This window comes from Fluviirhizobium alvei (assembly GCF_030551875.1).
Taxonomy (GTDB): Bacteria; Pseudomonadota; Alphaproteobacteria; order Rhizobiales; family Rhizobiaceae; genus Rhizobium_E; species Rhizobium_E alvei.
The window spans coordinates 19,827-32,148 of sequence record NZ_JAUOZU010000002.1 but is presented as its reverse complement, the minus strand read 5'-3'; the positions used below and the strand labels follow the sequence as shown (position 1 = coordinate 32,148).

12 protein-coding genes and 1 riboswitch are annotated in these 12,322 nt (G+C 62.4%); of the genes, 1 reads left to right on the top strand and 11 read right to left on the bottom strand.

The annotated features are described in order from the left end of the window. From Q4481_RS02990 to cydD, 6 genes are all read right to left on the bottom strand, one after another. Entirely contained in the window at positions 1-975 is a 975-nt protein-coding gene (locus tag Q4481_RS02990; RefSeq protein WP_304374799.1) for an SLAC1 anion channel family protein, read from the bottom strand. 70 nt (positions 976-1,045) lie between these two features. Continuing rightward, the gene (gene cydX, locus Q4481_RS02985; protein WP_304374798.1) at positions 1,046-1,177 is read right to left on the bottom strand and encodes a cytochrome bd-I oxidase subunit CydX; all 132 of its coding nucleotides are present in this window, start codon (positions 1,175-1,177) and stop codon (positions 1,046-1,048) included. Between the two features lie 14 nt (positions 1,178-1,191). Then, positions 1,192-2,343 carry a cytochrome d ubiquinol oxidase subunit II gene (gene cydB / locus Q4481_RS02980; RefSeq protein WP_304374797.1) on the bottom strand — a complete coding sequence of 384 codons (1,152 nt, stop codon included), beginning with the start codon at positions 2,341-2,343 and terminating at the stop codon, positions 1,192-1,194. A 5-nt stretch (positions 2,344-2,348) separates the two neighbouring features. Further along, a complete protein-coding gene (locus Q4481_RS02975; RefSeq protein ID WP_304374915.1) occupies positions 2,349-3,947 on the bottom strand; it encodes a cytochrome ubiquinol oxidase subunit I in 1,599 nt (532 codons plus the stop codon). Positions 3,948-4,057: 110 nt separating this feature from the next. Next, positions 4,058-5,728, bottom strand: coding sequence for an amino acid ABC transporter ATP-binding/permease protein (locus Q4481_RS02970; RefSeq protein WP_304374796.1), 1,671 nt, complete (start codon positions 5,726-5,728; stop codon positions 4,058-4,060). Further along, on the bottom strand, positions 5,725-7,422 hold the full coding sequence (gene cydD / locus Q4481_RS02965) for a thiol reductant ABC exporter subunit CydD (protein WP_304374795.1): 1,698 nt from the start codon (positions 7,420-7,422) through the stop codon (positions 5,725-5,727). The genes Q4481_RS02970 and cydD overlap by 4 nt, the downstream gene beginning before the upstream one ends. Positions 7,423-7,559: 137 nt before the next feature. Here cydD and Q4481_RS02960 point away from each other — a divergent pair, with 137 nt between their 5' ends. After that, entirely contained in the window at positions 7,560-8,027 is a 468-nt protein-coding gene (locus tag Q4481_RS02960) for an RrF2 family transcriptional regulator (protein ID WP_304374794.1), read from the top strand. Positions 8,028-8,049: 22 nt separating this feature from the next. Here Q4481_RS02960 and Q4481_RS02955 read toward each other — a convergent pair whose 3' ends face one another. The 5 genes from Q4481_RS02955 to Q4481_RS02935 form a co-directional block, all read right to left on the bottom strand. Next, positions 8,050-8,268, bottom strand: coding sequence for a hypothetical protein (locus tag Q4481_RS02955; protein ID WP_304374793.1), 219 nt, complete (start codon positions 8,266-8,268; stop codon positions 8,050-8,052). Between the two features lie 19 nt (positions 8,269-8,287). Then, positions 8,288-9,403 (bottom strand): FAD-binding oxidoreductase, encoded by a 1,116-nt coding sequence (locus Q4481_RS02950; protein ID WP_304374792.1) that lies wholly within the window; start codon positions 9,401-9,403, stop codon positions 8,288-8,290. A 14-nt stretch (positions 9,404-9,417) separates the two neighbouring features. Further along, complete coding sequence (locus Q4481_RS02945) at positions 9,418-10,659, bottom strand: aromatic ring-hydroxylating oxygenase subunit alpha (protein WP_304374791.1); 1,242 nt, start codon at positions 10,657-10,659, stop codon at positions 9,418-9,420. Between the two features lie 121 nt (positions 10,660-10,780). After that, positions 10,781-10,976, bottom strand: a riboswitch (cobalamin riboswitch). A gap of 119 nt (positions 10,977-11,095) precedes the next feature. Further along, entirely contained in the window at positions 11,096-11,611 is a 516-nt protein-coding gene (tsaA, locus tag Q4481_RS02940) for a tRNA (N6-threonylcarbamoyladenosine(37)-N6)-methyltransferase TrmO (RefSeq protein ID WP_304374790.1), read from the bottom strand. Positions 11,612-11,697: 86 nt separating this feature from the next. Beyond that, positions 11,698-12,309 carry a glutathione S-transferase family protein gene (locus tag Q4481_RS02935; RefSeq protein WP_304374789.1) on the bottom strand — a complete coding sequence of 204 codons (612 nt, stop codon included), beginning with the start codon at positions 12,307-12,309 and terminating at the stop codon, positions 11,698-11,700. Positions 12,310-12,322: the final 13 nt, after the last annotated feature.

Below are 12,322 nucleotides of genomic sequence, written 5' to 3'. Positions count from 1 at the left end.
TCAGCCTTCCGGCTTGCAGATTTCTCGCCGGCGGATGGCACCGAAGGTGAGTACAGCCAGCGTCAGCACGATGCCGAGCAGCAGGGCCGCGAGAATGAGGCCGATCGTCTGGTGGGCGAAGGAGGCGGTTTCGCGCGCATAGGCCAGCGACGCAACCGAAAGGGCTGCGACCGGGAAGGAGAGCGCCCACCAGGAGAGAGCAAACGGCAGGTTGCGGAACTTGGGCAGCTGCGTCAGCACGACGGCTGCGAAGACATAGCCGATATTGAGGAGGATGCGGGCAAAGCCATCAACCCCGCCCGACAGGCGCAGATAGGCGACGAAAGCAATCGCCGGCGGCGCCAGCAGGATCACCAGCGTCGGCGTCAGCCGCCCGGGAATGGGATCGTGAAAGATCATGCGGTTGAAGACGAGTGTCATCAGGATCAGCCAGAAGACCAGGCCGCCGGAGAAGAACAGCCAGGAGATTTCGCCATAACCGAGCGGAACGCCGGCAATCGGCACGATGACATTGCCGACGGCAGGAATGAACCAGGCCGGGCTCAAATGCATGGGCTGGAACGGGCGATGCCCGATCCAGGCGGCAATCACCGAGAGCGTCAGCACCGATTGTGCCGCAACGCCAGCGATCCAGAGCCCATGGGCAAGCGAGGGGAAGCTCTCGAAAGCGGCGGTGGCGAGCAACAGCAGCGAGATCGAGGCGGCCGGAAAGAAGGCGATGCGGACCGGATGGTGCCATTCGGCCACCACGGCCTCCCTGTGCCGGACGATCTTGGCCCCGTAGAGGCCGAGGATCGCCAGAAATGCGAAGGTGGCGATGCCCAGCATGAAATCGCCCGGCCCCTGGCCGAGATCGATCGCATGGCCGACCGCCCGGAAGACAAGCGTCAGTCCCATCAGCCCCATCGAAATGGCAAAGAAGGTGATCGGGAAGTTTTCCAACCGGTCACCCGGCGGTATCTGATGCGCGTTCATGGTGGCCCATCCATGGAAAAGTACGAGGCGCCCCGAAGGCGCCTCATGATCAAGAACATTGAAAAGCAGACTACGCTTTCTTGGTCGGAACGGGAACCGTCTGCATCAATTTCCGGTCCTCCTGCATTTCGAGCCACATCGCATTGACGACGGCAAAGAGGGCGGCGAGTGGAAGGCCGAGAAGCCAGGCGAAATACCACATGATAGGATCCTTTCTCAGTAGACGGATTCAGATTTGACGGTGATCTCGGCGGCTGTGACCTTGCCCCACAGAACCTTGTAGACCCAGGCGGTGTAGGCGAGGATGATCGGCATGAAGATGACGGCAGCCACAAGCATCACGAACAGGGTCTGGTGCGAGGACGAGGCATCCCAGACGGTCAGCGATGCCTTCGGATCCAGCGACGACGGCAGGATGAAGGGGAACATGGTGAGCCCCGCCGTTGCGATGATGCCGATGATCGCCAGTTTCGAATAGAGCAGCGTCGAGACTTCGCGTCCGGCCCTCAATCCGAGGTAAGCCAGGGTAGCACCAATTATTCCGAGCACCGGTGCCACTGCGATCCACGGCCGTACCGAATAGGCCGCAAGCCAGTTTCCGCTCGCCGCAGCGTCCTTCAGCAGCGGATTGGAGGGCGACCCCGGCGCGATGACGCTGGTGATTTCATAGCCGGTGATGCCATAGGCCAGCCAGACACCGGCCAGTACGAAAGTCGCGATGGTTATGAGGGCAGCGGCAGCACCGATCTTGCGGGCCCGAGCCTGGACTGTGCCTTCAGTCTTGAGGTTGAGCCAGGCGGCGCCATGCATGACGAGCATGGAGAGCGACACGACCCCGACCAGCAGCGCGAAGGGATTGAGCAGGCCGAAGAAGCTGCCTTCATAGAAGATCATCAGATCCTCGTTGAAGCGGAAGGGCACGCCCTGCAGCACATTGCCCATGGCAACGCCGAAAATCAGTGCCGGCACCGCGCCGCCGACGAAAAGCGCCCAGTCCCAGGCCGACCGCCAGAGGGCGCTGTCGCGCTTGGAGCGGTACTTGAAGCCGACCGGACGCAGGATGAGGGCCGCCAGAACGGCAAACATCGCCAGATAAAAGCCCGAGAAGCTGACCGCATAGAGCGGCGGCCAGGCGGCGAAGATGGCGCCGCCGCCGAGGATGAACCAGACCTGGTTGCCTTCCCAGACCGGGCCGATCGTGTTGAGCGCGATGCGGCGCTCCATATCGGTGCGGGCAACGAAGGGCAGAAGCGCGCCGACGCCCAGATCAAAGCCATCCGTGAGCGCAAAGCCGGTGAGCAGGACGCCCAGGAGCAGCCACCAGACGACGCGCAGGAGATCGAAATCAATCAGTTCGAAAAGAACCATCACCATTACTCCGCAGGAAGGGGTGCAGGGGCACCGGCGAGCCGGCCACTGTGGCTGGCCATCCAGACATCGGTTTCAGCGACATCCTGATGCGGACCCTTGCGGATATATTTGATCATCAGGCCCATCTCGACCACGAACAGCACCGTGTAGAAGAGCACGAAACCGGCGAGCGTGATCAGGAGATCGGTCACGCTGAGCTGGGACGCAGCCAGTACCGTGGGCAGAACGCCATCCACCACCCAGGGCTGGCGACCGAATTCGGCGACGAACCAGCCGAGTTCGGCGGCAATCCAGGGCGTCGGGATGATGATGACGGCGAGCCAGAGCGCAAAGCGCGGGAACTGCATGCGCCTAAACGACGACATGTAGAAGAACCAGGCCATGACCGCGATGAAGGAGAAGCCGAGGCCGACCATGATGCGGAAGGCCCAGAACAGGGGCCAGACGGTGGGAACCGTGTCGTTCGCCGCCATGGTGATCTGTTCCGGCGTCGCCTGGCGCGGATCGTCGACATAACGCTTGAGCAGAAGCGCAAAGCCGAGATCGGCCCCATGTTCCTCGAAGCGGCTCTTGAGTTCCGGAGTGACCTGATGCTTGTTGGCGCGGATTGCCATCAGCGCATCATAGGCCTGGATTCCCGAACGGATGCGGGCTTCGCCCTCGGCAACCAGCTTGTCGATGCCGGGAATTTGCTCGGTCAGCGAACGGGTGCCGATCAGGCCCATCACATAGGGAATATGGATGGCGTAATGGGTTTCGCGCGCCTTCTGATCGGGAAAGCCGACAAGGGTGAAGGAGGCCGGTGCCGGCTGGGTTTCCCACATGCCTTCGATGGCCGCCATCTTCATCTTCTGCGAATAGCCGACCGAATAGCCCGATTCATCGCCGAGAACGACGACGGAGAGCGCCGAGGCAAGGCCGAAGCTCGCCGCCACCGCTATCGACCGGCGGGCGAGATCGATGTGACGGCCCTTCAGCAGATACCAGGCCGAAACGCCGAGCACGAAGACCGAGGCGGTGACATAGCCTGCCGAGACGGTATGGACGAATTTCGCCTGCGCGACTTCGTTGAACATGACCTCGAAGAAGCTGGTCATTTCCATGCGCATGGTGACGGGGTTGAAGGTGGCGCCGACCGGATGCTGCATCCAGCCATTGGCGATCAGGATCCACAGCGCCGAAAAGTTCGAGCCGATCGCCACCAGCCAGGCGACGACCAGATGTGCCACCTTCGACAGTTTGTCCCAGCCGAAGAAGAACAGGCCAACGAAGGTCGCTTCGAGGAAGAAGGCCATCAGGCCCTCGATGGCAAGCGGGGCACCAAAAATATCGCCGACATAATGGCTGTAATAGCTCCAGTTCATGCCGAACTGGAATTCCATGGTGATCCCGGTGGCGACACCGAGAACGAAATTGATTCCAAACAGGGTTCCCCAGAATTTGGTCATCTGCCGCCAGATCGGACGATCGGTCATGACATAGACCGTCTCCATGATCGCAACGAGGATGGACAGGCCCAAAGTGAGGGGAACGAAGAGGAAATGGTAAAGCGCCGTCATCGCAAATTGCAGGCGTGACAGCTCTACGACATCAATGTCCATCATCTCATCTCACTCCAGTCAAAAATGCATATAAAATGCACTATATGTACTAGCCAAAACAGGGGCCGTACACTTTGATTGAGATCAATAAGGTGTATTTCCAATGCGCCTTAAGCGCCAGAAGGCCTGGAAACCAGCAGGTTGCGATCCGCCCAGCGTCGTTCTGCCGCACGGTGGGAGGCGAGAAGAATGGCAGTTTCCGGCTCCAGATAGGCACGAATGCCCTTTAGCACCGTCTCTGCCGTCGCCTCGTCGAGTCCCTCGGTCGGCTCGTCGAGCAGCAGAAGCGACGGACGCCTGAGAAGCGCGCGTGCCAGCGTCAGACGCCGCTGCTCGCCGCCCGACAGACCGGCGCCCGCTTCGGTGAGCCGGGAGGCCAGGCCGCCGCGCGCATCGATGACGCGATCAAGCGCCACGGCCGAGAGTACCGACCAGGCCTCGTCAACCGTCAGATCCGGCCTTGCCAGTTGCAGCGCCTCGAAAATGGTGCCGCTCATGAGGGCGCTGCGCTGGGGAAGATAGGTCACCGCGCGGAGGAGATCGGGTTCGGCCCAGTCGCCGATCGCCCGGCCATGAAGGTGGATATGGCCGGCCTCCGGCTCCATCTGGCCGGCCGCGAGCAGAAGCAAGGTGCTCTTGCCGACGCCGCTTTCGCCGACCAGCGCAACCGTTTCGCCCACCTGCAGCGAAAGCGAGAAATCGCGGAGGATGATACGGTCACCCTGCCGGAAAGTGATATGGTCGAAGGCGAGCACCGGCGCAGACGCGGCGACGGCGGAACCTGTCTTTGCAGCGCGTTCGGGTGACGGCTCCGGATGCAGTTGCGGATCGATGCGGCGGGCGGCATCGGCCATGCGCGCATAATCGGCCGCAGCGCGCACCAGCGGTGCCGTGACTTCCGGCAGCGCCAGCGCAACGAAGAAGCCGGCGGCGGCGAGCGGCAGTTCGAGCGCGCCCGACCGGGCCAACAGGATCGCAAGCAGCAGGCTGAGAGATGCAGACGTGGTGGCCGCGGCGGCAAGAACGAAGCTGCCGAGACGTTCGGAGCGATCGACGTCCTTCTGCGCTGCCTGCAGGCGATCATGGGCCGCAAGAACCGATCGCGCTGCGCGGTCCGCCTCCCCTTCCATGATGGTTTCCGATTGCGCCCGCAGCGTATCGATGAAGCGCAGGCGCACGGCCTGCATGGCGCGGTGGGCGCGTCGCGACGGCTTGCGGCCCAGGCTTGTGGTCAGCGCGAAGGCGGCGATGACGCCCACAAGCAGGCTGGCGGTCTGGGAAAGCGCCATGGCTATGCCCGCCATCCGCCAGACGATGGCAAAGGCCGCGGGCAGGAGAATGGCGGCGGCAATCAGCGGAATGAGGAGCCGTGAAGCGATGCCATCAAGCGCATCGACGTCGGTGGTCAGATGGTTGAGCCGCTCGGACCCATTGAGGGCGCTCATGCGGCGGACAGGAAGATGGCTCATCGAATTGAGCAACCGCAGCCGGAGTTCGGCCAGCCCGCGCAGGGTCGCATCATGGACATAGAGCCGCTCGCCATAGCGGGTGCCGGCACGACCGAGCGCCAGGAAACGGATCATCGCGCTCGGGCGAAAGACATCGAAGGCGATGCCGAGGCCGGCAAGCCCGGCTAGACCCGAGGCGGTGATGAACCAGCCCGACAGGCCGAGCAACGACAGGCCCATGGCGAGCACCAGCACCGACAGCAGCGCACCAAGCAACAGCTTGCCGGCATGCGGCTTCCAGACCGTAACGGCAATGCGAAAGAGCCGCTTCATGGCTGACCTCCAAGCGCAATGACGCGGTCCATCCGCCCCACAAGGTCCTGATCGTGGGTGGCGACGATGAGGGTGCGGCCGCCATTCGAAAGGCCAAGCAGGGCATCCGCAACCCGGGCGGCATTGTCGGCATCGAGATCGGCGGTGGGTTCGTCGGCAAGGATAAGCGTGGCGTCGGCATAGAGCGCACGCGCGATCATCAGGCGACGCGCCTCACCGCCCGAAAGCTGGCTACCGCTTTCGCCGAGCCTTGTATCGAGCCCGCGTGGCAGGCGCGCAATCACCTCCTGCAGACCAGCCAGCGCAAGGGCGCGATCCAGCCTTTCGTGATCGAGCGGCTGGGCTGAACCGCAGAGATTGGCGCGGATGCTGGCACTGCGGAATTTCGGCCGCTGCGGGATCCAGGCAATCTCGGCCCGCCAGCGATCGGCGTTGCTGTCGTCAAGCAGCGCGCCATGAACGAGGATCGAGCCGCTGCGGGGCGGAATGAGGCCGGCAAGGAGGCTCAGAAGCAGGCTCTTGCCGACGCCGCTCGGGCCGCTCACCGCCACCGTCTCGCCGGTCCGGATCACGAAATCGGGATAGGCGATGGCGGCCGTTCCCGGCAGTTCGGCCACGAGATCGCGTGTCTCAAGCGAGAGTGGACCGGCAAGCGATTCGGCGACCGCACCCCGACCCAGAATACGCAGCGGATCGCGTTTCTCCTCGGCATCGATCTCGCCGGCGACGGCGAGTGCGGAAGCGCGATCATGCCAGCCGGCGGCCAGTTCGCGCAGCGGATTGAAGAATTCCGGCGCCAAAAGCAGCAGGAGCAGGCCTTCCGACAGGCCAAGCGGCGTGCCCCAGCTGCCGAAGGAGAAGACGCCAAGCAGGCTGAAACCGACATAGACGGCGACGAGCGCCACACCCAGCGCCGAGAAAAGTTCAAGCACCGTCGATGACAGAAAGGCGATGCGCAGGACGGCCATGGTGCGCAGCCGGAGCGCTTCGGCACTGGCCGCAAACTGGCTGAGCATGGTGGCCCGGCCATCGAGCAGGCGGATATCGGCAAGCGCATTGAGACGTTCGAGCAGAAGCGCGTTGATGGAGGCCGTTTCGGCGAGCTGCTTTTCGGAGAGGTTGCGCGCCGAAATGCCGATCAAAGCCATGAAGAGCGGGATGAGCGGCCCGGCAACGAGGAGGATCAGCGCCACCGCCCAGGAATACCAGGCCGTGACGGCAAGGATGACGAAGGGCAACAGCATGACCTTGCGGCGCGCCGGCCAGTAGCGGGAAAAATAGGGCGCCAGGAGATCGAGTTTCTCGCCGATGAGTGCGGCATGCGCTGCCGAGGAAAGCTGGCCGGAAGCAAAGGGCGACGTCAGAAGCGCGGTGGCGACGCGCCGGTTTCGAAGCCGGTCGATGGCCGATTGCGCCGCCAGGAAGGCCAGACGTCCACCATAAAGATCGAGCGCCATCCGCAGAAGCCCGGCAAGGGCAAAGGCGAGAACCAGCCCGAGAATGGGGGCATCGAGCGCGGGATCGAGCGCGACGCGTCCCAGCCCGTAAGCCGCAATTGCCGACTGAACCGGCACCAACAGGCCGCCGGCCAGGATCAGAGCCGTCGCAAGCCGGAGCCTCGGTCGTTCACCGCTCTCGATCGCGAGCAGCCTTTGTGCTGCCGGATCTGTCTTGCGCCCTGCTCTTCTGGTCATCGCCCGGCCCGTTTCCAAAGCCGGCACGGTAAGCCACTCCAAAACAACATCATTCTCCAGACATGTTGATGCAGATCAATATCGACCGGCTTTTTGGGGCCTATCCATAGGACGATGATGGAGGGGAATCCATAGCGATGCGGATCACGACGCGCACCAATCTGGCCATTCGGACATTGATGTTCTGCGCCGTCAATCCGGACAGGATGGTGCGCAAAGTCGATATCGCCGAAGCCTGCAACGCGTCCGAAAATCATCTCGCGCAGGTGATCCGTACGCTTGCCCACAAGGGCGTGATCGATGCGTCCCGGGGCCGTACCGGCGGGCTTCAATTGGCGCACGAGCCCGAGAAAATCAACATCGGCACGGTTTTTCGCGCCTTCGAACAGGATCTTCCCTTTGCCGAATGCATGAGCCGAAACAACACCTGTCCGCTCGTTTCCGCCTGCTGGCTGCGGCCGGCGATCCAGAAGGCGGTCGAGGCTTTCTACACCTCGCTCGATGCGGTTTTCCTGTCGGATCTGGTCGTGGGCAACGACAATCTGTCGCACATTCTGACGATGTCGGATCGACCGATGGCAGGCTGCAGCCGGTCTAGAGCGTAGATCGGCTGCCACTCTCTTCCTGTCAATGATAGCTGCGGTTGCGCCGCCCGGTCGGTTGCGGCAGGCAGCGGCTTGCGATCATGAGCATCGCCCGTAATTGCGAAATGGCGTCGGACCGCTCGCCAAGATCATCGATCCGCGCGATTTCCCTGACCGCTTCGCCAGCAATATCGGCACGGTCATCGAGATCGCAAAGCCAGGCTAGAAACAGATCTTCAGGGCTTCGTGGTTCTGGCTGCATCCCCTCCCCGGCAACCATGTCAGGCCTCGATCTCGATAGTGCCGAGCGGGCGCGAGCAGCAGGCCAGGATATAGCCATCGGCGATCTCGGCATCGGAAATGCCGCCATTATGGTGCATCTCGACCTCGCCGGAACGTTTCTTGACCTTGCAGGTACCGCAAAGGCCGCTTTCGCAGGCGGCGGGAATGCGAACGGAAACCGATCGGGCCGCGACAAGAACCGTCTGGTCTCCGGCGCAGAACGCCTGCTCACCGGTGCCGAGAAACTCGACCTTGTGGCGGTTGCCAGCTTCTTCGCCGGCCAGCACATCGTCATTGGCCGGCTTCTGGGCAACATCGGTCAGCGCGGTCGCACCAAAGCTTTCCTGATGGTAGTGGGCCATATCGAAACCCTCTGCCTTAACGATGGTGCTCACCGCCTTCATGAAGGGATCGGGTCCGCAGCAGAAGATCTCGCGATCGAGGAAATCGGGCGCGAACATCGTCAGTTTCTGCAGATCGATGCGGCCCATCAGCCCCGCCCAGGGCGTGACGCCCGAGCGCGATTCCGGCAGGAAGCCGAGCTTGAGGTTGGGCATGCGGGTCGCCAGCAGTTCCAGCTCTTCGCGGAAGATGATCTCTTCCGGACGGCGCGAGGAATTGATGAAGGTGACATCAGTCCCCGGTGCGCAATCGGCGAGCCAGCGCAGCATCGACATCATGGGCGTGATGCCGGACCCGGCCGAAACGAAAAGATATTTCTTCGCCAGATTGCGCGACAGCGTGAAATGGCCGCTCGGCCCATAGGCGCGCACGCGGCTGCCCGCCACGATATTATCGAACATCCAGCGGGTGCCGATGCTGTTGGGCTGCGCCTTGATGGTTATGGCAATGGCATAGGGACGCGATGGCGACGACGAGATCGTGTAGGTGCGGTGCAGATCTCCCCCTTCGGCACGCAGTTCCACCGTGATGAACTGGCCCGGCAGATAACGGAACCAGCCGCCGCCCTCCACCGCGAAGGTGAAGGTCTTGACGTCCGGCGCCTCATCGACGACGCCGGTGCAGACCAGCATCTGGCGGGCGGAGTTCCACGGCTTCATTTCATCGATATGAAGGGCGGCGGGCACGGAGCCCATCAGTTGCACCTTGGCCATCGCGTTTCCCCCGATCAGGCGACGGAGCGCAGCGCGGGCTTGCCCGTCAGCCGCTTCTCCATGAAGTTGGCGTACCATTCGACGAACTGGGCGACGCCGCCCTCATGCACTTCCGAATAGGGGCCCGGTTCATAGGCCGGCGACTGGATGCCGAAGGCATTTTCCTCGACGATCTGGCGGTCCTGGTCGTTGGTCTCGGTCCAGACATGGGTGAGTTCGTCGAGACGGTAGTCGATGCCCTCGACCGCATCCTTGTGGACGAGCCACTTGGTGGTGACGGCGGTTTCGGTGGCGCTGATCGGCAGCACGCGGAAGGTCACGGCATGGTCGGAAAGCACATGGTTCCAGGTGGTCGGGTAATGGAACAGCAGAAGCGTGCCGATGCGGTCCATGTTGACCTGGTCGGACAGGCGCATCTGCACCGCCTTACGGCCCGACATCGTATAGGAGACGGCATCGCGCAGGAGCGGCATGCGGGCGGTGCGGAACTGGCCGGCCGGATCGATGACGAACTTGCTCGGCAGGCCGATGCCCTCACATTTCTGCCAGTGCTCGGCGATTTCCGGATCATCCTCGGCACCGTTGACGCCGGTCGCCGTGGGGGCTTCGGGATAGGTCTTGCAGAGTTCGGGATGGTTGCCGGCGCAATGGTAGCATTCGCGGTTGTTTTCCCAGACGAGCTTCCAGTTGCCCTTCTCGATGATGGTGCTCTCGAAGGCGACCTTGGCATCCCGCAGGCGGTGCGGCAGGAAATAGGGTTCCATCATGGCGCGGAAGGGCGCGAAATCCATCGGCTCGTCGGCGAGACAGATGAAGATGTAGCCGCCGGCGGTTTCACAGGCCACCGGCTTCATGCCGAAGCCCGATGTGTCGAAATTCTCACCCATCTGGCGCGCATAGAGCAGCTTGCCATCGAGCTCGTAGGTCCACTGGTGATAGGGGCAGACGAGCTTGGGCGACTGGCCCTTGTGCTCGAGGCAGACGCGGCTGCCGCGATGGCGGCAGGAGTTGTGGAGCGCGTTGATCTTGCCATCATTGTCGCGAACGATGACGACCGGATAGGCGCCGACCTGAACCGTCATGTAGCTGCCGGGATTCGGCAGTTCGCAATCGTGACCGATGAACAGCCAGTCCTTGTACCATATATGTTCGAGATCGAGCTGGTAATAGGCCGGATCGATGTAGAAGGGCTGGTCCAGGCTGAAGCCGGGTTTACGGTTCTTGAGCCGCGAAAGCATGTCGGAACGGATGTCCATGGTCGGTCCTCGTCGTTTTCCAAGGACTGGGCATGGTGGACATCGAGGGGACGCGCCAGCACGGACCGGCGGAACCGGACGTCACGGGCCATCTGCCTCTTGACCGCCCACCGCGATCAGTCGAGTTCAAATTCCCGAGGCTGGTTTCCGGGCTATGGAACTGTCCTTGCGGACCAGGCGACCCCTTCCCAGGCCTAGGCCCAGTGGCTCCCGTCGCCCTTGAGTTCCCCTACCGTTGCGGGGGCAGCGCCGGAATTCGACCGGCTTCCCAATTCTCCCGGCGAAAACTGCCGGGCACCTCAAGCATCGCGATATCAACACAGGCGATACGACACCGCCAGCCTGTTTGCGACATCGACATGGCGTATCCCAACAAAAATCACTTTTGCGACAAATTCCCTGCGAAAGTTCGAAAATCCCTATTGAAAGCAGCAGCTTACGCTTTGACGCAATGGGCGCGCGGTGCGGTTTCGAAGTCGCCGGGTTGCGGCGGCGCGATCGGTTTGAACAGCGACCTGTCGGGTTTGAGATCGAGAAGCGGCGTACCGTCGAGGCAATCGAATCCACGCACGAAGAGGCGATTGCCCTCGATCCGGTCGAGAAGAACGATCGAGGTGCCGATCGGATTGGGCCTGACCGGCGAGCGGATCGAGAAGGTTCCATGCACCTCGCCGTTCGAGGCCGGGCTTTGCAGCACGAGATCGCGGCGGGACTGATCAAGCCAATAGAGAATTTCCAGCCGCTCGAAGCGCTCGACGCCCTTGAGCGCCGCCACCCAGGGCTCAAAGATCTCGATTTCGCATACCGGTCCGTCATGACGGCCCTGGCGCGGCGTTTCCATCCGTGAGGTCCAGGGCGTCTTGATGCGGCCGATATAGGTCAGATGCGCGTCGACCGGATCCGGCGCCTCGACGGCAACTTCATTTTCGCGGATTTCGTTCAATCGCACCATGATCCTGTCCTTCCGATCGTTCTATCCGAATGGATATCACGGCTTAAGGAAAGGACAAGATCAATGGCGACAGCAACCGTCTTCGGTCAGGCTTCCAGTTCAAGTGCACGCCGAACGGCCGGGCGCGAAAGCATGCGCTCGCGGAAAGCGGCGATGTTGGCCGGGAGTTCAAGGCCGATCCTGTCGGCCCACATCGTCATATAGAACAGGCCGGCATCGGCGATCGAATAGTCGCCAAGCAGCCAGTCCCGGTCGGAGAGCTGTTCGGAAAGCTGGGCAAGTCCCTTTTCGACGACGTCGCGGCCATGCGCGCGAAGTTCCGTCTGGGCCGCTTCGCCGCTCACAAATTTTCCGGGCACCAGAATGAAGGTGAAACCGCGCATATGCACGGTCCCGACCATGTAGTCGAGCAGTTCGAGGGCGCGAAGTTCGCCTTCGAAACCGCCGGGCAGAAGGTTTGCCTCGGGATAGGTCCTGGCGATCCAGAGCGCGATCGTCTGGAACTCGGTCAGGAGACCACCCTCCTCACGCACCAAGGCCGGCACCTTGCTCTTGGGATTGACCGCACGAAAGCGCTCGCTGAACTGCTCGGCGGCGCGAAGATCGATCGCCACGCCGCGATAGTCGGCACCCGCTTCCTCGAGCAGGACATGAATGCCGAGCGAGCAGGCGCCGCGGGCAAAGTAGAATTCCATCATCAACGCTCTCCCG

What these genes read in the sequence shown, in the direction of transcription:
- Q4481_RS02950 (WP_304374792.1), bottom strand. Translation starts at nt 9,403, where the DNA reads ATGGCCAAGGTGCAACTGATGGGCTCCGTGCCCGCCGCCCTTCATATC.
- Q4481_RS02935 (WP_304374789.1), bottom strand. Translation starts at nt 12,309, where the DNA reads ATGATGGAATTCTACTTTGCCCGCGGCGCCTGCTCGCTCGGCATTCAT.
- Q4481_RS02960 (WP_304374794.1), top strand. Translation starts at nt 7,560, where the DNA reads ATGCGGATCACGACGCGCACCAATCTGGCCATTCGGACATTGATGTTC.
- tsaA (WP_304374790.1), bottom strand. Translation starts at nt 11,611, where the DNA reads ATGGTGCGATTGAACGAAATCCGCGAAAATGAAGTTGCCGTCGAGGCG.
- Q4481_RS02970 (WP_304374796.1), bottom strand. Translation starts at nt 5,728, where the DNA reads ATGAAGCGGCTCTTTCGCATTGCCGTTACGGTCTGGAAGCCGCATGCC.
- Q4481_RS02990 (WP_304374799.1), bottom strand. Translation starts at nt 975, where the DNA reads ATGAACGCGCATCAGATACCGCCGGGTGACCGGTTGGAAAACTTCCCG.
- Q4481_RS02945 (WP_304374791.1), bottom strand. Translation starts at nt 10,659, where the DNA reads ATGGACATCCGTTCCGACATGCTTTCGCGGCTCAAGAACCGTAAACCC.
- cydB (WP_304374797.1), bottom strand. Translation starts at nt 2,343, where the DNA reads ATGGTTCTTTTCGAACTGATTGATTTCGATCTCCTGCGCGTCGTCTGG.
- cydX (WP_304374798.1), bottom strand. Translation starts at nt 1,177, where the DNA reads ATGTGGTATTTCGCCTGGCTTCTCGGCCTTCCACTCGCCGCCCTCTTT.
- Q4481_RS02975 (WP_304374915.1), bottom strand. Translation starts at nt 3,947, where the DNA reads ATGGACATTGATGTCGTAGAGCTGTCACGCCTGCAATTTGCGATGACG.
- cydD (WP_304374795.1), bottom strand. Translation starts at nt 7,422, where the DNA reads ATGACCAGAAGAGCAGGGCGCAAGACAGATCCGGCAGCACAAAGGCTG.
- Q4481_RS02955 (WP_304374793.1), bottom strand. Translation starts at nt 8,268, where the DNA reads ATGCAGCCAGAACCACGAAGCCCTGAAGATCTGTTTCTAGCCTGGCTT.